Annotated in this window: 17 protein-coding genes; 6 read left to right on the top strand and 11 right to left on the bottom strand. The window is 34.5% G+C overall.

Annotated elements, in window-relative coordinates:
- Positions 1 to 156: 156 nt before the first annotated feature.
- The gene (locus ACFO6W_RS14330) at positions 157 to 2,361 is read right to left on the bottom strand and encodes an Ig-like domain-containing protein (protein WP_379997564.1); all 2,205 of its coding nucleotides are present in this window, start codon (positions 2,359 to 2,361) and stop codon (positions 157 to 159) included.
- A 982-nt stretch (positions 2,362 to 3,343) separates the two neighbouring features.
- On the opposite strand from ACFO6W_RS14330, the gene ACFO6W_RS14335 reads away from it, so the two are divergent.
- The 3 genes from ACFO6W_RS14335 to ACFO6W_RS14345 are packed head-to-tail and all read left to right on the top strand — an operon-like array spanning position 3,344 to position 5,772.
- Positions 3,344 to 4,393 carry a hypothetical protein gene (locus ACFO6W_RS14335; protein ID WP_379997566.1) on the top strand — a complete coding sequence of 350 codons (1,050 nt, stop codon included), beginning with the start codon at positions 3,344 to 3,346 and terminating at the stop codon, positions 4,391 to 4,393.
- A complete protein-coding gene (locus ACFO6W_RS14340) occupies positions 4,393 to 5,172 on the top strand; it encodes a radical SAM protein (RefSeq protein WP_379997568.1) in 780 nt (259 codons plus the stop codon). Before ACFO6W_RS14335 ends, ACFO6W_RS14340 begins: the two co-directional genes overlap by 1 nt.
- Before the next feature lie 45 nt (positions 5,173 to 5,217).
- A complete protein-coding gene (locus ACFO6W_RS14345) occupies positions 5,218 to 5,772 on the top strand; it encodes an NAD(P)H-dependent oxidoreductase (RefSeq protein WP_291109858.1) in 555 nt (184 codons plus the stop codon).
- A gap of 73 nt (positions 5,773 to 5,845) precedes the next feature.
- On the opposite strand, the gene tsaE is transcribed toward ACFO6W_RS14345, so the two are convergent.
- The 7 genes from tsaE to ACFO6W_RS14380 form a co-directional block, all read right to left on the bottom strand.
- Positions 5,846 to 6,262: a tRNA (adenosine(37)-N6)-threonylcarbamoyltransferase complex ATPase subunit type 1 TsaE gene (gene tsaE, locus ACFO6W_RS14350; RefSeq protein ID WP_379997571.1), complete on the bottom strand. Its 417-nt coding sequence runs from the start codon at positions 6,260 to 6,262 to the stop codon at positions 5,846 to 5,848.
- Between the two features lie 827 nt (positions 6,263 to 7,089).
- The gene (locus ACFO6W_RS14355; protein ID WP_379997573.1) at positions 7,090 to 10,701 is read right to left on the bottom strand and encodes an ORC-CDC6 family AAA ATPase; all 3,612 of its coding nucleotides are present in this window, start codon (positions 10,699 to 10,701) and stop codon (positions 7,090 to 7,092) included.
- Positions 10,702 to 10,703: 2 nt separating this feature from the next.
- A complete protein-coding gene (locus ACFO6W_RS14360) occupies positions 10,704 to 11,870 on the bottom strand; it encodes a hypothetical protein (RefSeq protein WP_379997575.1) in 1,167 nt (388 codons plus the stop codon).
- Positions 11,871 to 11,881: 11 nt separating this feature from the next.
- Entirely contained in the window at positions 11,882 to 13,300 is a 1,419-nt protein-coding gene (locus ACFO6W_RS14365) for a hypothetical protein (RefSeq protein ID WP_379997595.1), read from the bottom strand.
- Positions 13,209 to 15,311, bottom strand: a complete 2,103-nt coding sequence (locus tag ACFO6W_RS14370) for an ATP-binding protein (protein WP_379997577.1) — start codon at positions 15,309 to 15,311, stop codon at positions 13,209 to 13,211. The genes ACFO6W_RS14365 and ACFO6W_RS14370 overlap by 92 nt, the downstream gene beginning before the upstream one ends.
- Positions 15,302 to 16,390, bottom strand: coding sequence for a DNA cytosine methyltransferase (locus ACFO6W_RS14375; RefSeq protein WP_379997579.1), 1,089 nt, complete (start codon positions 16,388 to 16,390; stop codon positions 15,302 to 15,304). The genes ACFO6W_RS14370 and ACFO6W_RS14375 overlap by 10 nt, the downstream gene beginning before the upstream one ends.
- 14 nt (positions 16,391 to 16,404) lie before the next feature.
- Positions 16,405 to 16,827, bottom strand: coding sequence for a very short patch repair endonuclease (locus ACFO6W_RS14380; RefSeq protein WP_379997581.1), 423 nt, complete (start codon positions 16,825 to 16,827; stop codon positions 16,405 to 16,407).
- A gap of 650 nt (positions 16,828 to 17,477) precedes the next feature.
- Between ACFO6W_RS14380 and ACFO6W_RS14385 the strand changes: the two genes are divergently transcribed.
- Entirely contained in the window at positions 17,478 to 17,864 is a 387-nt protein-coding gene (locus tag ACFO6W_RS14385; RefSeq protein WP_379997583.1) for a helix-turn-helix domain-containing protein, read from the top strand.
- Positions 17,865 to 17,932: 68 nt separating this feature from the next.
- On the opposite strand, the gene ACFO6W_RS14390 is transcribed toward ACFO6W_RS14385, so the two are convergent.
- Both ACFO6W_RS14390 and ACFO6W_RS14395 read right to left on the bottom strand, forming a co-directional pair.
- Positions 17,933 to 18,808 carry an IS3 family transposase gene (locus ACFO6W_RS14390; protein ID WP_379997585.1) on the bottom strand — a complete coding sequence of 292 codons (876 nt, stop codon included), beginning with the start codon at positions 18,806 to 18,808 and terminating at the stop codon, positions 17,933 to 17,935.
- A 2-nt stretch (positions 18,809 to 18,810) separates the two neighbouring features.
- Complete coding sequence (locus ACFO6W_RS14395; protein WP_379997587.1) at positions 18,811 to 19,218, bottom strand: hypothetical protein; 408 nt, start codon at positions 19,216 to 19,218, stop codon at positions 18,811 to 18,813.
- Between the two features lie 435 nt (positions 19,219 to 19,653).
- On the opposite strand from ACFO6W_RS14395, the gene ACFO6W_RS14400 reads away from it, so the two are divergent.
- Both ACFO6W_RS14400 and ACFO6W_RS14405 read left to right on the top strand, forming a co-directional pair.
- Positions 19,654 to 19,980 (top strand): DUF6922 domain-containing protein, encoded by a 327-nt coding sequence (locus tag ACFO6W_RS14400; RefSeq protein ID WP_379997589.1) that lies wholly within the window; start codon positions 19,654 to 19,656, stop codon positions 19,978 to 19,980.
- A gap of 8 nt (positions 19,981 to 19,988) precedes the next feature.
- On the top strand, positions 19,989 to 20,636 hold the full coding sequence (locus ACFO6W_RS14405; protein WP_379997591.1) for a nucleotidyl transferase AbiEii/AbiGii toxin family protein: 648 nt from the start codon (positions 19,989 to 19,991) through the stop codon (positions 20,634 to 20,636).
- Between the two features lie 140 nt (positions 20,637 to 20,776).
- On the opposite strand, the gene ACFO6W_RS14410 is transcribed toward ACFO6W_RS14405, so the two are convergent.
- A partial coding sequence (locus tag ACFO6W_RS14410) for a site-specific integrase (RefSeq protein ID WP_379997593.1) occupies positions 20,777 to 21,738 on the bottom strand: 962 nt, incomplete at its 5' end.

Genomic DNA, 21,738 nt, shown 5'->3' on the forward strand with positions numbered 1-21,738 from the left:
CTTGTTTCATAAATAGTATGGTTTTAATAATTATCTAAAATTAGTTGTGCAACAGACACTGCCGTCTACCCCCGTACTGCATATCCAGATAAAAATATTGTAAAGAATATCTTTCATTCCTTACACATCTTTTTTCTGTCATTCTCCTGGGAGTTGCTAATTACGCACGCACCTCACCGACAGAGCGGCGTTGCGACTTATATCGTATCCCGGAGAGATCCCCCCCCTTTTGTCAAACCCGTAAGCACGTTCTTCCCCATTAGGAGTAGACGTCCAGTATACCGACTTAGGATTTCGTGTACTCCCCAACGCATTTATGCCGGCCCCATCGCTAAAAACAATGATGTTATCTTTAGTGTGGATCAGAACGTCGCAATTATTACCGCTAATCCTTCGATCATTGAGCACAGCTAGCCAGGGTGTTGTCGATACTTGCTTACATTCCTCATAAGTCGGTAATCGCCACCCAGTTGGACAAGGGTCATTCTCCGGAGTCCATGATGTACCTTGCGCCCCCCCCGACAAGCTGCCGCCCGCCGGCACTGATACTAAACTGTAACCTTCGGAAGTCCAACCGATTTTTCTATTCCATTGATACATCATTCCTTGATCGCTAGCACTTGTAGTAAAAGTTCCCGGAACATCCACATTTTTCGATGCCCAGGTAACACCTTTATAAGTGAATGTTGCAGAAATAGCATAAACAGTGATTTCACAGGAAACAGTTTGTCCCTTGTACGTTGCGTTAATAGTTATCGTTCCGGGAGCTTTGGCGATTACTTTTCCTTGGGAATACGGGCCTTCTACTGTAGCGATGCTTGTTTTACTACTTTGCCAGTCTACTACCTGACCAGGAGGGGTGGTAGTCGCATTTAGCGTGAATTCTTCACCTACAACCATTTGAAGTTCACTGTAATCCAATTTTATTAAAGCTACATCCGAAACCGTCACCGTACAACTTGCTGTCTTATCTCCTGCTTTTGCGGTGATAGTTGCTGTACCTTTGGCTTTTGCTGTTACCTTGCCGTTTGCATCTACAGTTGCCACGGAAGTATTGTTTGAAACCCATGTTACGGTTTTATCCGTCGCGTTGCTTGGGGTAACAGTAGCGGTCAATGTTTCCGAGTTTCCTACAGTCAGGGCAAGCGTGGTTTTGTTTAATGAAACGCTGCTAACGACTATGGTAGCATCTGAAACCGTTACCGTACAAACGGCCGTTTTATCTCCTGCTTTTGCGGTGATGGTTGCCGAACCTGCTTTCACGGCTGTTACTTTTCCGTTCGCATCGACAGTTGCCACGGAAGTATTGCTTGAAATCCATGTTACGGTTTTATCCGTTGCATTGCTTGGGGCAACGGTAGCGGTCAATGTTTCCGAGTTTCCGGCCGTCAGGGCAAGCGTGGTTTTGTTCAATGAAACGCTGGTAGGCTCAACAGTAGTAGTTTTTACGCAACGGATACTTCTTCCTATTTCTGCGGAACCACTATAGTAAACGCCTATTTCACAACTATATTCCATGAAATTAAGGCATATTGTACCAAGAGGACTGGATCCGTCGCTTCTGTGTGTATTTTTTGAATGATACGTCCCGGATTCATTAACTGCATATCGTTTTGGAATACCGTCGCTATCAGGCAGTTTGCTGGTTATATATCCGGTAGCGGGTAGAAAGATTTGGTTGGGTACAGTACCGAATATCCGTCCGACTGCTCCGCTACAAATAAAGTCGTCAGTCCATATTCCCTCACCAAGACTGCGCAATTCGTCTCTCGTTGGTATACACCATCCTGCCGGGCAAGGGTCGTTAAGGGCCTCCCAGACTACGCTTTCCGTATAAATGTTGTCATCCCATTGATTTCCTTGCGGGGCGGATGTATACGGGGCGGATGTCGACCAACCTACTTTTTTACCCCACTGATAGAACATCCCTGTACTTTCGTGTTTAGCTGCAAAAGTGCCGGGAGTATTGACATTACGTGTTGCCCATGTAACACCGTTAATAGTAACTTCCGATTTTGAAGTTTCAAAAACTATTATTTCGCAAGTGGCGGTTAGGTTATTACTTGCCTTTGCGGTAATGGTTGCCGTGCCTGAACCCTTAGCCGTAACCACACCGTTTTCCACGCTTGCGACAGTTGTATTACTGCTTTCCCATGTTAGGGTTTTATCCGTTGCATCATCAGGCAAAACAGTTGCGGTTAAAGTTTTCTGTAGCCCTACTGCGAGCGAAATAGCTGTACTGTTTAATTCAATGCTTGTAACCTCTATATTCTGCGGCTCATCCTTCCCGCAAGAGGTGAAATATACGGTTGCCGCACCTGCCAGGAGCAGCAACCGGAATACATAAAACGCTTTATTCATTTTTTTTGTAGAATTTTAAATTTGCATTGTCTTTTTTTAATCTATAAAAACATGTGTCCCGCATGTTGCTGCTTGTATATCTCACATACACACATAAAAAAAGCGTGGACAAAACTACAATTATCTGTTCATGAGGTCTTCGACTACCTGTCCACCAAATAAATGAGTAAAGCCCACGCCATAGCGTGAGCATCATTGCTTTACTCTTGGTGGAGCTGAAATTGTCGAAGTTTCATGAACCAGAATACAAGCTAGACGCTTTTTCCAATATATCTTAAAATGTGCGTAGTTTTACGCTTTATACCATAGGCAAATTTTTTTTTAATCCTTAATTTTTACAAAAATAGTAATATCTTTCTGACCGTGCGCATTTTACAGGCAGTTTTTAACGGCATATATACTTATTGCCTTTATACATAGTCGTTTGCCTATATTATATCCACTTTCCCGCCGAGTGTGGAGGCGATTTAAGTATGTTTATGCCTTAAACTTTTATACGGTAGATGGCCACAATATCTATGAGCAAAAAAAATAGTCAGGATAAACTACAGACAGTCGCCATGTGGATTTTATAATGAGCATATGGTTTTGATATTGTTTTTTTTAATTTATAAAATCTATTAAATACAATCTATAATAGACAACATATATACGGTGTGATTATTTCAATTATCTTTTTTTATCTCTCGGCTATTGCCTGTATAATGATGTCACGGAAAGCAAAAGAATAGTAGTTGCTAATATCGGAAAAGAAATGTATCTTTACACAATCAATCTTACCTAGCGAATGTTGTTTTCCGCATTTTTGTTACCCATTTGTTACTCACCATTTCTAAAAAATAGGTTTATGTGTTTATTATCAGTTTGTTACGAAAGTGATTTACCTTTATTACCTTTTAACAGTTACAGGTTGTTTACTGTTTGCTGCTAACTATTTACTGTAAATATTGTCAGATTTGTCAACTTTTTTAAAATATTGATGATGGAAAACCAGTTTAAAGAAACCAATATGGGAGAGGCATCCCTGATAGAAAGCATTCGTCTGCGCCCTGCAATGTACACAGGCAGCACAGAGGGAAAAGGTATCTGCACAATGATAGAACATTTCATTCTCGATTTAATGTCCTCAGCGAAAATGGAAGAGGTGGATATCGAACTGGCATCGGACGGCACGGTTCATATCACATCATCAGCCATAGACGTAGATTCCCTCATTAAAAAACTCGGACTTCTGAAGAAAGCAGGCAATCCCGGCACACAAAAAAACATTCTGGATCTGGCTGTGATTTTAGGCCTGAGCCGGTCGGCAAAGATAGAAGTATATAACGGGGGAAAGATCCATACGCTTTTATCCCAAAACAATCTATTCGAAATTAGTATAGAAGAAGGCTATCTGAGGGAAGACCTTATTATCGATTTTATTCCCGACAGCGAAATATTCAAGACAACGGATATCGATTTTGAATATCTTTGTTCCGTATTCCGAAAAACAGCCTGCCTCAATCCCCAGATAAGAATCAATTTTAGCGATAATCTGCATAATGACTTCCAGCAATGTATATTCCACTATCCCAAAGGAATATTTCACAGGATGGACTTACTTATTATGGAACGTTCTGTAAACGAACCCTCTTTCCGGCTAGACATAGAAAAGGAACACAACGGATTTCAGTACAAAATATCCATAGCGCTTCCCGACTACACGGCAACCGCTTATATCCAGTCTTTTGCTGGAGATACAGAAACTTACAATCACGGGTCTCTCGTCGACGGGGTCAAGAAAGGGATCATACGATTTATAAGAGATTATACAGATCAGGAGGTCTGTACGGACAATTCCGGGCTTATACTTATCGCATCCGTATCGGGAATGCAACTCACCTATGGCGGCTCGTTGAAAATCAGGTTGGAACAACCCGAAATAGAGAAAGCTGCCGAAGAGATTGTTTACAAAGAATTAACGGACTACATGGAATCCGACAGGGAGAAAGTCCGTAAATTTGCAGAAAGATTTAAAGACAAAGTAAACTAATGTCAACTATATTATTCCACGAAATAGTTTTCGGCCCTATACACAGCCGGCGTCTGGGCAGTTCGCTGGGGATGAACCTCCTCCCCTACGACGGCAAGCTGTGCTCATTCGACTGTATCTACTGTGAATGCGGATACAACAAAGATTTCAGAACGAGAACAAAACTACCCGGCCGCGAAAATGTAAAGGCTGCGCTGGAAGATAAACTGATCCGTCTCCGGGAAGAAAATACCGATATTGACGTTATCACCTTCGCAGGAAACGGAGAGCCGACTATGCATCCTCAATTTGCGGGGATCATAGACGATACGATAGAATTACGGGACAAATACTTCCCCAAAGCAAAGATCAGCGTACTGTCCAACGCCATGCATGCCGGAAAGCAAAAGGTTTTTGACGCGCTGGAAAAAGTAGACAACAATATACTCAAGCTCGATTCGGGGATACTGGAAACTATACGCCTGATAGATCGCCCCAACTCGCCGGAATACAGTGTCGAGAAACAAAAGGAACTGTTTAAGCGTTTCAACGGCAATTTTATTATGCAAACAATGTTTGTAACAGGCAGTCACGACGGAAAAACCGTGGACAATACTACAGAAGAGGAAATATCGGCATGGCTGCAAGTGGTAAAAGAAACAAATCCGCGCGAAGTGATGATTTACACAATCGACAGGGAAACACCCGAAAAGAACCTTGAGAAAGTTTCCGTGGAGAAATTAAAGGAAATCGCAAAGCGTATCGAAGAATTAGGAATAAAGGTCAATGTTGCAGGTTAAGCTGCATCGGCTATTAACTCTATATAATAAATTTTAAACAGGATAATGGTAACAATCGTATTCAGCCATCCATGGCATGGTAGCTTCAACAAGGCTATTTTAGACACAATCACTTCTAAATTCGAACAAGAGAACAAAGCATATCAGGTAATAGACCTTACCAAAGACGGATTCAATCCATCGTTTTCAGAAGCGGAGCTCGCGGTATATAACCAGGGAAAAGCAATCGACCCCCTTGTATTGAAATATCAGGAAATGCTGAAGAATTCCGGAGAGATCATATTCATGTATCCTATTTGGTGGGGAACAATGCCTGCAATACTGAAAGGCTTTTTCGATAAAGTGCTGCTCCAAGGCTTTGCTTTCAGCTACGAGAATGGATGGACTCCATTGCTTAAAATAGGACGGACTACAGTAATCACAACATCGGAGAGTGCCGGTGAAACATTTAAGCCTTTCGTTCAGGATTATTTTATTCCTAACATGCTCTATTCGGTAGGTATCAACAATGCCACATGGCTCAATTGCGAACATACCTCCACAGGTACGGATGAGATGCGAAAAGACTTCCTCAAGAAAGTGGAAGCTGCGGTGATATAAGAAAAGCTTACAATACAAAGGGACAGGCTACTATACAGCCTGCCCCTTCTTATCTTCTATAAAGAACCGGACATTAAGCGCCGACTACTACACTCCTGCTACCATCTTCCAGCGCTTTGATACTGACATTCACCGTATCGGTCGGCAACAGGTTCTCAATCAGTTCGGGCCATTCGATAAAGCAAAGGCTGCCACTGTAGAAATAATCTTCGTAGCCGAAATCGAAAGCCTCTTCCACTTTGTTGATCCGGTAGAAGTCGAAATGGTAGATCAGTTCCCCGCTATCGGAACGGTATTCGTTGACTATAGCAAACGTAGGACTGTTTATAGTATCTGACACACCCAACTTCCCGCAGATGGCTTTGATAAAGGTAGTCTTTCCCGCGCCCATTTCGCCTCGGAATGCAAAAACAGTATTATCTCCCATCGCCTTTACGAATTCGGTCGCGGCCTGATCTATGTCCTCTAGTGATTTTATTGTAATATTCATATCTAATCATCATTAATTTGATTACAAAGATATATTTTGTCTTGCATTCTTTATGCTTTTTTACGCTTATCTCCTTATTTTATTTGATGAAGTTTAAATAAAATTATCTATATGGAAAGAGGGAATTATAAGAATGAAAAAAAGCGACAAAAAGAAGAAATCTTCAATTTGTCGCTCTCAGTGCGGATGAAGGCAGCAGAACCTGCTTTATAACCGTCTATATTATAACAATTTAGTTTTCCTTCAAAATCGCTTGGCTACGAATTGGCTATGACCTCAACGTAGTGTTCTACAACGTTTTGCAGAAGAGATGTTTTAATGAGATAAAGATAGTGTAATTATTATGAAAGTGAACCTTGTTTATTGGAGTATCTAAAAAAAATAATTACTTTTTTGACAAAGACAATCTTGGATATGTGAATAAAATTAGTGCAAGATGTCTTATAATCCTCTTTCACATGTATTAACAAGACTACAATTCATTTCATATATAATCAGATTGTCATGCCATGAGAATTTATATTAAGTATTATAACTTGTTTAGATGTTTAGATTCAATTTTTCGAGAAAATTCACAAAAACAAAAGGATCCTGAAATTCTATTTTTTCATTATCCCATTTATATCGATACAGAATGCATAACCTAACAATGAAAATCAGAAATCTTAGAAAAAATTCACCAGACCATAAGATACTGAAAAATTTATTTTCATATTAATATGGAAATAATAATAAAATAAGTCATTTGTAGGTTAAATTACTCGTTATCAAAAACCTGATAAATCCTTCCTGTTTTCTTATATATTGAAACGACTATATTAATTACACTAACTTCGATCAAATGTAATAATAGAATAAATATAGGTATCTGAAGTCCCAGAGGAGAACGCATTTGATTTCCATTCTTGTGGTCTAATATACCAACAGTTATTTATCTTATTTTTAGTAGCAAAAATTCCAGCACATAGTGTTTCAACTTTAGATCCAGTCAAAGCAATATCAAAATTGCAACCTTCTTGCAAATAATATTTTTGATAAAACATAGTCATAACTTTCAAAACTTCATGTTGATTTTCAGTATCAATATCTCTTATTTCCGTTTCTATAGATGAATATTTATCTTGAATTACTTTTGCTGATAATCTAGCTAACTTACTTCTATAGTCCTCTTTTATAGGATTAATAATTAAGATTTTCTCATATTGTTTTTGGTCAAGAAATGTCAGCATCCTTTCAAATTTAGGAGAACTAAAGCAAAGTATTACTCGTGAGTTAGATTCATCCGTATCAGTTGAGTATATTCTTTCGATTGAATAAGGCTTCAGTTCCCCTAATTCAATATTTTCTGTTACTGCTTTTAAAACCTCCGTCGCCTGTTCCTGTCTATCTACAATCTCTTTCAAATCTTCATCAGAAGGAGATAAAATCTTTGCATCTGTCTCAAGGACAGCGATTTTATCAATGTTATTCTTTGCCATTGTGATCAACCTAAATATCATTGATTTAGATAAACCTGAAATATCAATTATTGTTCTCAAAGAAAAATCGATACTTTCAATTTCATCAATATCTAGAAATACAACATTTTTTTTCGATTGGATTAAAGTCTTTTTTATGTCATCAAACCTCCCTTCTTCTAATTTATGCTTAATGGCATATATTTTAGTGATATTCGAGTGGTTAATTACTTTCATCAGAGATTCATAGGTTCTATCTTCAAATCCTATTCCTAGCACATATTGTTGAAAATTATTTATTGCATTACTATCAAAAAGCGATTTATCTAAAGTGATCCTGTTTTCGGAGATAAAGAAGTTCTCAATTTCTCGATTTTCCTCTTTAGAGTCGACAAAATCTAAAGAAGCTTGAGATCCCGCATTTCTTGTCACTTCATTAAAACCATAAGAGGCTTCATCAGAATCTACATCCTCTATTATTTTATTTTTAAGTAATATTTTTTCTCCCTCTTGAGGATTTCTTAGCCATGTTTCCAATTCCGAGCCACTTAATTCAAATCTATCCGATTGAGAAATACCTATAAAGTTGGTCAAACCTAAAAGTTTTCTAAATGCTAATTTAAATTGTAATAACGGATTTGTATCATTTCCAGTCGTTCTCGGAGCGAGAGGACTACCATCGTATATGAAAATCCCAGCATCTACCAAACTCCGTAATTTATCAATTTGAAATTCCTGGTCTCCTGAAGTAATCTTCACATAAATAGAATTATACTGTCTAAGCCTTCCAGAACCTTTAGACTCCAAAAGTAATTTATATGAAGCTTTGGCAAATGTCAAAACAAAATCTTTCAAGTCATTCTTGTTTCTATCTAAATCAAATAACTTGTTTGCACTAACATTTTGGTAAACTTTATTTTGTATTTCTATTTTCAACGGAGTGTGAGGATTATTTTTATATTCCTCTAACATTAGGTTATAAATATGTATGATATCTCCAATATCTCCGACACACACTTTAGAAAGCATCGTGACACCATGGTAAAATTGTTTTTTATTTTTCTTATTTGCACCTGTCTTGGTTATATTTAGTGCAATTTCTCTAAGAGAGACATCCCCTAAAAGATATATAGGATGAGGGTAACTATTAGAATCTTTAGAAATAAGTCTATTCCTCTTCTCCAAAATATCAACGACGAAATTTTTATTATTTCTAATTTGTTCATTCACCAAATTACCCAAATCAAATGTTTGTAAGTCTCTTCCTATCCTTGTTTTTTCCTGATTACCAGGAGAAAAAAGAATGGCATTTAATGTCTGCGCTTCAGTAGTAATTTTAAAAGCACATTTAGAACTTTGAAAAATAAATGTAGAGATAATCTGTATTATATTTTCCTGGTTTAGATATCTTGTGGATACATCGTCTAATAAATAATAGATTTTATGATTTAATAATATAGGACTACAACTTGTAATAGCTGTGGAGAGATCCTCAAATACAGCAGGAGCGGCTGTAGAAATTAAAATTTCATTCCCGTCATTCTTCTCTAACAAATTAATTTTCTTAATTAAAATATCTTCCAACTCTTTATCAGAATTGATAGCAGATAAATTAAGATTACTAACTTTTGAATTTATTTCATTTAGTAAGGTTTCAAAATAAAGGTCTACAACCGAATTATCCTCTATCTTTTTTAACGTTCTCAAAGTTCTTAGTGCCTCCAAGGAAAATCTTAAGTATATCCTTTCCAAAGGCTTATATATTTCCTCATCTTTTTTACCGACGACATCCAATAACTTATTTGCATTAATATACAATCCTATAAACCCGTCATTTACGATTCTGTTCACAATTCCATTAGACCCTTTGTTTGAATATTGATCGGAATTTGAAGAACTAATACGAGAATAAAAAGTTAATCCCAATAATAAAATGGTTTTTCCACAGCCTCTCATACCATAAATAATAAGAGGACCTGCTTTAACTGACTCATTAAAGAATTTATTGTCAGGATCTACAAATATAGCAGGTACATAATTGGGTTTCAGCGATTGAGCATTGTATGCATAATCAAAGCTTTTAAGAGAAAATGTTTCATTCCATGGGTCTACAACATGACGATAAGTGCTTTTTATATCATAAATAAGATCATCAAACTTAGGAAGTCTTGTATTCGTTACTTTTTGACTTAATAATTTACCATAATTTTCAAAATGGGAAAGTATTCGACTTTCTTTATCAGTTAATTCTTCTTTATTCTCTTCTTTTCTTGCAATAAACCGTTTAGACAAGTCCTGAATACTCTTACCAATCCAATTTATGTCTCCTAATCTAGTTTCGGAGCTTTGTGTTCCGTCTGAAGTCGAATTTAAGTCTATAACTTTTAATCTGATTGAATTATCAATTTGGTCTACTCGTTTTGTTCCTTGACTAAGGGTTGAAACCAAAATATTTCCTGGGTGTAAATCATTGTGACTTTTACCATTATTTTTTAAGACCTCAAGAATTTCTAATAAATCTATAACTATCTGAGTCAATTTCTCAATAGAAATATCAGAATCCATCTCCTTTTTTAATGGGATTCCATCAACATAATCAAGCACACAAACATGACAAGGAATAACAGTTCCTTTAAAATCAACATCTTCATCAAAATAGTCATGAATCTCAACTATATGCTCATTATCAAGTTGTGAATGTTGATTACATTCATTTTCGAAGTTCTTGCCAAATAATTCATAAATCTTTTTAGGTATTATTTTTAATACTCTCTTTTTAGGTATTCTTTCTTTAGAAGTTGCTATATAGGTTGCTCCATAAAAACCTCTTGCAATAGATTTTTCTAATTTAAATCCATTGACCTCTGTTGGAAGTAAATCAAGGGGAAAACCATAATTCATCCCACATTTTGGACATTTATCAAACAATTCTTTTTCAGTATAGTCTTTTTTAGGACAGTTAAAGCAGCAGTATTTATCCATTCCTAGTCTATTATAATAAATTTATTTAATTCGTTTTTAAAATATTCCAAATCATTCTCAACAACTCTGAATGTCAATACAGCTTCATTTTTTGAAATATGTTCATTCTGATTTTTGAAAAAAATTAATCCACAAGGGTCTGGAAATTCATGATCTTTGTCGCTATATTTGTTTTGAATTTTAACAATTGTATCCCTCATTTTCATCATATCAATGCTAAGAATACCTGACTTGTTAGCTGAGAACTCATATATATGTGAGTCTCTCGTCTTTTGTACAACATTTTCAAAAGAATCAATACTACCTCCTTGACATTCTATATTTTCCGTAAAATTTTTTATAATTATACTTTTTAACTCAGGTGATTCTATCTTATGATTTGTAAGAGTACTAACCATTTCTCTACAATCATGTTCAATGTGATGATTTAGCCAATTATTCTTAGTATCCAAGAAGTATTCATGGATCGCCAGAAGAGATTCACCTCTCCCTATATATGGCTGAAGCAATCTTGTATTATCTGAAAAATAAAATGTACTGTTTATTCCCAGTAAACTACTTACTAACTTAAAATTATCGGAGAGCTTTCTGGCTTCCTCCAAAGAACTGCCAAAATTACCAAAATGGGAATATCGAATATCTAAACATACATTCTTGATGTCAACAGCTACTTTTTTAGATAATAAGCTTGCTATTACTAATCCGGGAACATTCTTAAAATTATTTTCACTCCTATATTTAAAAAGTTTACTGTCTAAAGGAGCAAAGTGATTATTAGAGATAAAATGACAATATTGTGTTTTGTCAATTATCTCATATATTTCCTCTTTAGAAAGCTTTAAATTATATCCTTGAATTTGAGCCAAAACATCAATACCTCCAGCAGGCCTTCCAATTATTCCTAATTTAGGTACAGCAAAATACTCTTTAAGAATTAAAGGACTAATTATAGTCGACAATGATGAAGGCCCTCCTGTTGACGGAATATCAGCGGTATTGAGATTAGGAAAATTTAATTTATCTCCGCTCTGAGCTAGAGTATTAGCAAGATCTGCAATCTTGTTTTTGTCGAATATTATATTTTTAATGATAGAACATAACTCCTCCATACTCTCATCGGCAAGAGTCGACTGGAGATCTTTCAATATCGAGTAAAAATTTTTTGCCATATAAATAATCTTTATGGATATAAAACGGCTATGCCTAATCTGGCTGTGTGTGAAGATAACTTTTGAAGAATATCAGCAAAAAGTTTATCTTTAGTTTTCATAATTATTTTGAATTTATCTTTATTTTTTAAATCATTTTCGTTAATTGTCTGAAATCTATAAAAATCAAAGATTATCATCTGAGGCTTTTCAAACCCCTCAATATTAACGGGGTATAAGAAAGTGTAAAAATTATCCGTTTTAAATGGACTATTATTTCCTTTCAAAATTTCTTTATTAAAATCCATTTGTAACCCTCCAACAATTCTTGAAAGAGACTGTTTTTTGTTTTGGGCAAAATCGCAAGGAGGTGTTATTTCTATACATATCCTTCGCTTTTTCAAATCTTTAAAATCTGTATGGGTATCTATATCTTCATTATTCTTTTTATAGATCAGATCTTTTATATAAAGTGGTGAATTATCATCAGTTATCTCATACACATTACCTGGAATTGGAGAGTTCTGTGACAAGTTTTGTAAATCTAGTAGCAGAAGTGAATTTAACTTCGAAAACACTTTCGATTTTTCATCAGTTGTTTCATTAAAGTTGAGTTTATTCTGTTGTGTAAACAACTCTTTAACCCCAATATAAGAACTCGTTATTTTAAATTGCAATGTATCCATCAAAGATTTTACCAGATCCTTCTGTAAATCATAGTTCTCTATGTTGTTTTTTGGTATTCCAGTAAAATTCAATGCTAAAGAATATAAAACCGCTTCTAAATGTTTATTTTTTTTATCGTTAGTATCAAACAAATTATATAAGGTTGTTATAGTGTTATCAGAGCCTATTTTTACAGCCTTATTCCATTCAACAAAAAATGAGGACGCAACATCTTTCTCCAATTTCCCCTCTAATTCCTCTAGAACTCCCTGATAATCTCCTTGCCGTTTATATTTTGTTTTATCTAAAGGAATAACAAACAAAGGAAGTGTAAAGGGATTATTTTTTTGAAAAATTTTGTCACAAAAATCTTCAAAATGATTGGTGTGCTTTGTCCACAAAACAATTCCATATGTGCCAAAATTCTCACCTATTATTGATTTAAAATATTTCCTAATTACAGCAATATTGTCTGTGCTGCTTCTAGAGTCATCCAGATACAAATCAAGAAAAATAATTTTTCTGTTATTAAAGGAAGTTGTTTTTGATTCTATATCGGAAGGAGAAAAATACCTTGCCCAAATATCTTTTTCATCTTCTAAATAAGAGATCAGATCTTTAACTTCTTCGAAATCATCATCAATAACTAATGCACTCGTAATAAATTCTTGCAGCATACTCTTTCTTATATCTTTATTTTTTTTCTTTTGGAAAGCAGAGAGAAACAATTGCTTTATTAGCCTTATTATCCTTAATAGGTTTTGGAAAATCAATCTCATTTTCATCTGATATTAATAATAATTTACCTTTCATTGCGATCATCATTTCTTTAGCTACGTGAAGTCCTAATCCGGAACCAATATTATGAGGCTTTCCTGTTTGGAAGGGTTCTACAGCAACATCTAATGGTAAATTAAATCCTGGACCATTATCTGAAACGATAATTGAATTATATCCTTTAATTTGATCAGTAATGTACACAGAAATATACCTATCCGATTTCCTGGCGTAACTCAACCAAAAAATTGCATTGTCTAATAAATTAGTAACTACTGATATTGATTCGGCCTTAGCCAAATAGGCGTTTAAATTTGATGACTTCCAATTTGAGATAATTTTAATCGAATGGTCTAAAAATCGGAACTCATAGTTATCTAAAGCAACTGAAACAATTTCACTTAAAGAATGTAGTCGAATATCTGATTTCTTCAGCATTGCAGAGTACCCTCTTATAATTTTCTCTAGAGACAGAGATATTCGGATTGCTTTATCTTTATCATTTCGTTCAATACAGCCTGTAAGTTCAGCAATTAATTTATCTAGTTCGTGTATTACAATTCCCAAATTAAGTCCGGCATTTGCACTTTTTATGAGTACTTCCTTAACTTCTTTGTATTGATCATTGACTCTGTACAAATATTTTAAGATTTCATCTTTAACCTCTTTATTATCTACTTTAGCTTCAATAAGTGTCATTACTTCATTTAAGTCAGATAATACAGGCTCTACAGAACGATGCTTTTTATATAAGGTTGTGAGTAAAGCTTTATCTGTATTTCTTTCTCGAACAATTAATGAGAGAGCATAGTTTACTGCTTCAACAAAATCAAAATAATGTTCATTTTCTATAAACCCCTCTCTGTTTGTTTTTTCAACAAGTCCGGTACTGGAGTCCCTTCTTATTTTCACAGAACCAATGACTATATTATTACTAACATTTCCACCAACTCTATGGACTCTTTTCAAATCAATACCCAGCCAATCATTATCTCTTTCTCCATAATTGTAAACTCTTACACCATCTCTATAAACTCTTACTCCTCCGTTTTCTCGTAAATAAGTTTTTAATGCTGTCTTTTCAGCGTTTACATAACTGAAAATCTGTGCATCAGTATCAAAAATTATTATATCAAATTCGATAGTACCTACTTTGCTCTCATCCAAATCAATATCTTCAAATTCCCTTGTTTCTGAATTCCATTTTTTAATTATTTTATCTTCATCAAGTAAGTCTTTCAATACAACCTTTCTTCCCGAATCAACTCTGTCAAGCGAACTCCATGGTTTAAAGTTATATTTAAAGTCAACTATTTCTCCGCCACGCATCCTACAATGGCCAAAATAAAGAGCACTATTTTTTATATCTTCAAAATCAGGCAACCCTTCAAAAATATTTGTATTACTTTTTGCTAAAACACGAAATGTATCATTTCCATCAGAAAATGGGCTATTAAGAGAAGTAATATTTCGATGAACTTCTCGAAGTTGACGTCTATCCCAATCAGTTTTAAGATCTTCTACAATTATTTTGGTTCCTGTTGAATTTAAAAATGTTTTTGGTCTTACATTTTCAATTAATTCTATGGAAAAGTCGTTAATATCTTTAGCTTTCGAGAGTTTATTCCAGTCAATGTTTAATTCAACTTCATTACTTCCTTCTGCTTTGGAAATCAATGTTATTTTATTTCCTAACTTATGAATACTTAGTCTTCCGATGCCCTTTTCACCTAAGGGTATTCTCCCACATTGGTTCGGTTCAAGCTTTTTCTTTTTGTTATCAGTTCCTACTACAAGCCACACCGTTTCGATAATCTCACTACTCATACCGAATCCATCATCTTCTATAGTAAGTGATCTTAATTTCCCATTTTGAAAGTTAAAATCAATAATACAATGTTCCGCACAAGCATCATAAGAGTTTTTTATCAGCTCAAATAAAGCAATGCTCTCATTTTTTATCAGATCTTCTCCGAGATGAGATAATATACGCGGTGATATTGAGAAAGTTACTTCCATTTATGATTATTTATTATTGCCTTACCAATAGCCGTTGCATATTTAGGAGGTACTGCATTACCAATCATTCTAGCGATATTTGCAACACTTGTCCCTTTGAATTTATAGGTTAACGGGAACGACTGCAATGTAGCTCCCTCTCTTATAGATAAAGCTCTATCTTCTTCTGGATGTACAAATCTCCCGTTAGAGATACTGAAAAATTTGGTTGTAATAGTTGGTGCAGGCCTATTCCACCACAATCGCCCAAAGGTATCCTTGAAAGATTCATTTTTCCCCTCAAAACACTTCAATTGTAATTCCAGATCATTCGCGAATCCCAATCTGTTACCTCCATCCTTTTTTACTTTTTTCAGTCTCTTTTTATTGATGTCACTGATATTGGGAACTGTATGCAGAAAATCTGAATTATCCTTATGCCCAGGCTCTATTCTGGCAAAACCGTTTTCTATTCCCAAAACATCCTTTACAACAACTCTTCTTCCGTCTAACTCCTGGGGTTTAACTTCATCCTGAGAAATACGGGTTGCTATTAAAGTAAACCTTTTGCGGCTTTGCGGAACACCATAATCGTTTACATTATGAACTTTAAAATGAGGGTTTTCATAACCGTTATCTTTGAGCCATTCAATAAACTCATTTAATCCGCTTTCTTCTTTTCTTCTCAAAACACCTGGTACATTTTCAACAACGACATATCCAGGACGAAAATATTTAACGAAACGAGAGAATTCGACTAAAAGATTTTTCGATTTAGCAGACTTTGTTTTATCCGTATTAATTATACTCCAGAACTGACAAGGACTACAGCCTATCAGGACAAGCTCATCATCATTTTTTCTCAGAGACAAATTTTTTTCAAGCTCTTTTTCTTTCAAATCAAATACATCTGCATGAATAAATTTTGCACCATTTATGTTAGCTTCATAAGTCATTTTACAGTTCTCATCAGAATCAATTCCAGCGAGAATTTCAATTCCGGCTTCTTGCATTCCATAACTCATGCCGCCACCAGAACAAAAGAAATCTATAGCCTTTAACTTTTTCTGATTTTGTTTCTTTTCCGTATTATTTTTCATACCATAAAATCAATTTAAAATTGGTTTTGTATGTTGCTTAGAATGTTATTCAATGTATGTTCTTGTCTACCTTTTCTCAGCTCACACTCATAAACAATTAAAACATTCCAATCATCGCTCTTTAATTGATCAATATTTTTCTTATCTCTCTTTTTATTACTCTCTATTTTATCACTCCAGAATTCAGTCCTTGTTTTGGGTAGTGCTGAATATTTACAATTTTCGTGTCCATGCCAAAAACAGCCATGTATAAAGATAATTGTTTTATATTTTCGTAATACTATATCAGGTTTTCCTTGTAACTTCTTATCATATAACCTATATCTTAACTTATTCGAGAATAGAAACCGCCTAACAATAAGCTCAGGCTTTGTATCTCTAGCTTTTACCTGGCTCATGTTATAACTTCTTGTTTCTTTAGAATGTATATCGGTCATTATTATCAATTCTGAGTGAACATTAAGTACCTTTATTTCTTATTAAAATACACTACTTAATTCTATATTATATCATTAACCCCCAATAGATACTAGTTTAAACAAAAATATATAAAATAACCCAAACAATATTCTATTATTCATAAAATTAGTTTCAAAATTTAAGACCTAATTATTACCAGAATATCAAATTATATTATTTAGTTAAGGTCTAAAGGATATAATTACCTCCCTTGCATTTCAAATCTATCCTATCCTATATGAGAGCTAAACCTAAAAGTGATCTTTTCTTTAGATCAAAGAGATTGACTTTAGCATTTTCTTTTTCTAATGATTAAGAATACAACAATAGATTTTCAATACATAATATTAAAATAACAATAGTTCGATTTAGATCTCTTCAAGTAGCATTGTACAAATTAGGAAACTGAAAAGTTCATGCGTACAAAGAAGAAAGAATAAATTGGAAGTAAGAGCAAAAAAGACAAATAAATAATATAAGAATTATCTTACTGAATCTTGTTCATTGCAGATATCCTTCAGTTGTCCTTATCAATACATTTGAATGATTATGCATTAATATACAGCTGTTTATAATCAAATTTCAATTAATAGAATTCTCCCCTGCTATCGAAAACCTTCACTGTTTTGTGAAAGGACATTCGCCAAAGAGGAGAAACATTTCATTATTAATATATCACGAAGCGATAGCTCATCTGATCAAGACTGTAGATCAGCTTAAAATCTTACTTATCAAAACGGAATCCCACAACATTGAAAAACGGATGCCAATAGGAATAGATGAAGCATGTCGGATTATTCAAGAAGCTAAATCGACAATCTACTCTTTAGCTAGAAAAGGATTGATACCGTGCTATAAGAAAGGTGAAAAATTATTCTTCTTTGAGGATGAACTTATCAATTGGATTCAAAAAGGTAAAAAGAAAGGCTTGGATCAAATCAGAGAAGAAATGAGTAATAGTATTTATAGATATGGAAATAAAAAATGTCATAGACATCATCGTATCTTGTCCTGAAAATAGTTTACAGATTATGAATAATAATTAGTTAGTTTGTATTCCATTTTAATAGTCCTGCTATAAGTTTACAACTTCGTTGATAAAGATATTTTATTTGTCTGATAGTTTCTCTTCTTCCAGCGTCTTTTTATTTGTCCGGTCAGGTTATATGACTGAACCGGAGTTTTCATATCGCAGCTCAAATGAGGTCTATGATGGTTGTAAATAGATATAATTTCATCTATCCTATTGCTGAGATCTTCAAAGCATATGTAATGCTCATGATCCAGCCATTCGTCTTTTAAGATACCATTTATCCTTTCTGCTACTGCATTTTGATAAGGGTCTCCGTTTTCAGTCATACTGATTCGAATGCTGTTTTCTTTCAATAATCTTACATATTCATGGCTACAATACTGAACTCCTCTATCTGAGTGATGGATTAGCCCGATTCGATCTTCACATGGAATATGCTCCAGTGCCATTTTCAGGGCTCCTACAGCCCCGTCACGCTCTAAAGTCAGTGATAACCTGTAGCCTACAATCAGATGAGAATAAACATCTGTTATCAGTGAAAGATAAACAAAGCTATTGTTAATAGGTATATAAGTAATGTCACTTACCCATAATTGGTTAGGGCCACTAAAACTAAAGCCTCTGATCAGGTTTGGATATTTCTTCATCCAATGTTTAGAGTTGGTAGTTACAGCATACTTTTTCTTTCTTTTGATCAGCATCCTGTTATTTCGAAGAATATCATATAAAATATCTCTGCCTATATCTATTCCTTTTTCTTTCAACAGGTAATGGATTTTCTTACAACCCAAACGAGGCATATCCTTGCGGATTAATCTTACCTGACTGATAATAAAACCTTCATCCAGAGCCTTCCGCGCGTTTTTATTCAATTGCTTGTTATATGCCTGCCTTGTATAGCCAAACAATCCGCATAAAGTATCCAAGCCTACTTCTGCGTATCGTTCTTTAAGTCGGAAGACTGTTTGGCTTCGGACTTTTTTAACAAGTCAACACCATACTCCTCTTGTAGAATATCACCCATGATCTGATAACCTTCAAGCTTGAGTTGTGCCAGCTTCAATTGACGTCTCAATTCTTCATTTTCTAACTTAAGGGATAAATCTTCCTGCTGTTTCTTTTTACGACCCATAATCGGTGTTGTAATACTTTCTGCTAAGATAGTGCCATTTTTCTGTTGATAACGGTGAACCATCTTATTTATGTTCTTTTGATCGACACCATACTCTATACTTAACATATAGGAGCTTTTCCTACCACTCAGATAATCCTGAATGATCGCTTGTCTTAATAACCGGGGAATCGTAACCCCTCGTTTCTTCTTTTGTCCGTCCATTGGTTTACACTTTTTATTGTCAACCATTTTCAGGACAAGACAAATACTCAAACTTCTTCAAACAAAGGATTATATTCTAGATCCAAGAAAAGAGATCCAGGAAGTGAAACGAACAAATCATCAATTTCATATTGGAGAAAATATTATTGAAACAGTTTATGCTTTTAAACAGAGTATAAGGAGCACATGTATTGAGGCTTCTGCACCAGAAGGCATTTCTTTGCCTCTTCAAGAGGTAATCGAAGATGTGCTAAACAATAAATAGAAAACAGAAATAAATTAATAAAAATATATGGACATAAAAAACATTCAGCATAACAACCTTAAAAGCTTCAGATTATTAAATTAAATAAGATTAATGATTAAGTTTGACTTTTAATAATAGAATTTCTCGGCGTTATTCTTTATCTTTGTATAAGAAGTAATTACATGGTTATGTGGTCAGATTGGAAAGAAAAATTAAAAGAAGAACCTAGGATCAATTCAAGCCTTTTATGGGAGTATGACCTTGAGAATTTTGACTGGCAGTATATGCGGGACACTGTAGTTCAAAGGGTCATTGAACGCGGATGGAATAATGACTTTTATGCCATATTTAATCTTTATGGAGGTATAGATGGTGTAAGGGATATAATAAAAAACGAAGTAAAAATTCTTTCTGACAAAGAAATTGCTTTTGTTTGTTCCATATTTAAATTAAAGAAGGAGGAACTAAAATGTTATATACGAAAACAGTCAAGGATGAAACTCTTGAACTCCTAAAAAATATCATGTCCGATGTTACTTTTAGTGATTTCTGTTTAGCTGGAGGTACCGCTTTAGCGTTGATAATGGGGCATCGAATAAGTATAGATTTAGATTTATTTACAACAGCTGGATTTGATTCTTCTAAATTAGAAAAATATCTTCAAAATAACTATGGTTTCAAAGGAAGCTATATGGAAGATTACACATTAAAAGGTGAGGTAGATGGTGTTAAATTAGACTTTCTTCGACATGATTATAGGGATGTTAGTTCACGTTTTGTCGAAGATGGTATACGCTTCTATGATATTGAAGATATTGCCGCAATGAAACTACTGGCTATTGCGGATAATGGAACACGTTTGAAAGATTTCGTTGACATAGCCTACCTGTCTACAAAAATGTCTTTAGGTGATATGCTGGAAGCTTTTGAATTAAAATATTCTCAAACAAATTCTATTAGGGCATTAAAAGGATTGACTTATTACGAAGATATAAAATTTGATGAGCCAATTCACCTAACAGAGAAATCATATTCATGGGATGATATAGAGGATCGGCTTTCGAAGATGATACAAGACGAGAATAAAGTATTTGTAACAATGCCTGAAAAAGAGCAAAGGCGCAAAATTCAAGTCGATCCTCCCTCTAGAAAAAAAGGTAGAAGGATGTAATATTAATTTTACTGATAACTCTAAATAAAATAGACAGGGCTTCAAAAGTCTTGTCTATTTTGTTATTTGGATTATATCATTTCAACATATACAATAGAGGCTTTTATAATAGCATTTAAATGTTATTATTACTCAATTACTCAATTCCTCATTTTCTTCATTTCCGATTCAATCTTTTGATTAGTAACATTCGCATAAATCATCGTGGTTCTGATATTTGTATGCCCAAGGATTTTACTTACAGATTCCAATGATACGCCTTTGTTAAGTGCCAGTGTGGCAAATGTGTGTCTTGCTACGTGAAAGCTGATGTTCTTCCGAATACCGCAGAGATTTGTGATTTCTTTCAGGTACTCATTGGTCCTCTGATTGCTTGATATTGAAAATAAAGGCTTCTCACAAGGATATTCATGGAAGTCCGGATGGTACTTTTCTAATATTTTCAAAGGAACATCTAATAATGGTATTTGTGATATGTTATTGGTTTTTTGCCTGACGATAATGAGCCAATATTGTTTATTGCGGAATTGAATATCAGAAATTTTTAAGTTACAAACATCTCTGTAGGATAGACCTGTCCAGCAACAAAACACAAAAACATCCCTAATCCTATTTAACCGATCTGTCAGAAAGATTTTATGAGTAATTAAATTCACCTCATCTTCGGTGAGGTAAAGGGGATACTTCTTCTCTATATGAAACCGAAAAAGTTTAAATGGGTTAATCTTTAATAGTCCAATTTTCTCTGCAAAATTCAAAATAGCTGCAAATCGTTTCATATACTTGATTGATGTATTATTACTACAGTTATATTCTTTTCTCAGATAAGTATAAAAATGCTCTAGAAATACCAGATCAATATCCTGAATAATTATATCTTTCTTCTTATATTTTTTAAGTAAGAATTCGTTAATACGCCTGTGTGTAAGCTTATAGCAGTCTGCCGTGACAGCTGATATATTCCTACCATTTTTAGACCGAAAAATCTTAACTTGTTCTTTAAACTGATAACTCAACAGCATTTCATCTTCATTTCCTAGATATTGGAAAATCCAGTGAGCGTTGCCCCCTCGTGCCAGTCTAAATTGACCCCATGTACCAA

The sequence above is a fragment of the Dysgonomonas termitidis genome (genome assembly GCF_042654545.1).
Taxonomy (GTDB): Bacteria; Bacteroidota; Bacteroidia; order Bacteroidales; family Dysgonomonadaceae; genus Dysgonomonas; species Dysgonomonas termitidis.

Excerpts from the sequence above, each read along its gene's own strand:
- ACFO6W_RS14345 (WP_291109858.1), top strand. The coding sequence starts at position 5,218 with ATGGTAACAATCGTATTCAGCCATCCATGGCATGGTAGCTTCAACAAG.
- tsaE (WP_379997571.1), bottom strand. The coding sequence starts at position 6,262 with ATGAATATTACAATAAAATCACTAGAGGACATAGATCAGGCCGCGACC.
- ACFO6W_RS14405 (WP_379997591.1), top strand. The coding sequence starts at position 19,989 with ATGTCCGATGTTACTTTTAGTGATTTCTGTTTAGCTGGAGGTACCGCT.
- ACFO6W_RS14330 (WP_379997564.1), bottom strand. The coding sequence starts at position 2,361 with ATGAATAAAGCGTTTTATGTATTCCGGTTGCTGCTCCTGGCAGGTGCG.
- ACFO6W_RS14360 (WP_379997575.1), bottom strand. The coding sequence starts at position 11,870 with ATGGCAAAAAATTTTTACTCGATATTGAAAGATCTCCAGTCGACTCTT.
- ACFO6W_RS14340 (WP_379997568.1), top strand. The coding sequence starts at position 4,393 with ATGTCAACTATATTATTCCACGAAATAGTTTTCGGCCCTATACACAGC.
- ACFO6W_RS14370 (WP_379997577.1), bottom strand. The coding sequence starts at position 15,311 with ATGGAAGTAACTTTCTCAATATCACCGCGTATATTATCTCATCTCGGA.
- ACFO6W_RS14395 (WP_379997587.1), bottom strand. The coding sequence starts at position 19,218 with ATGGACGGACAAAAGAAGAAACGAGGGGTTACGATTCCCCGGTTATTA.
- ACFO6W_RS14365 (WP_379997595.1), bottom strand. The coding sequence starts at position 13,300 with ATGAAAATGAGATTGATTTTCCAAAACCTATTAAGGATAATAAGGCTA.
- ACFO6W_RS14375 (WP_379997579.1), bottom strand. The coding sequence starts at position 16,390 with ATGAAAAATAATACGGAAAAGAAACAAAATCAGAAAAAGTTAAAGGCT.
- ACFO6W_RS14380 (WP_379997581.1), bottom strand. The coding sequence starts at position 16,827 with ATGACCGATATACATTCTAAAGAAACAAGAAGTTATAACATGAGCCAG.
- ACFO6W_RS14355 (WP_379997573.1), bottom strand. The coding sequence starts at position 10,701 with ATGGATAAATACTGCTGCTTTAACTGTCCTAAAAAAGACTATACTGAA.
- ACFO6W_RS14335 (WP_379997566.1), top strand. The coding sequence starts at position 3,344 with ATGGAAAACCAGTTTAAAGAAACCAATATGGGAGAGGCATCCCTGATA.
- ACFO6W_RS14400 (WP_379997589.1), top strand. The coding sequence starts at position 19,654 with ATGTGGTCAGATTGGAAAGAAAAATTAAAAGAAGAACCTAGGATCAAT.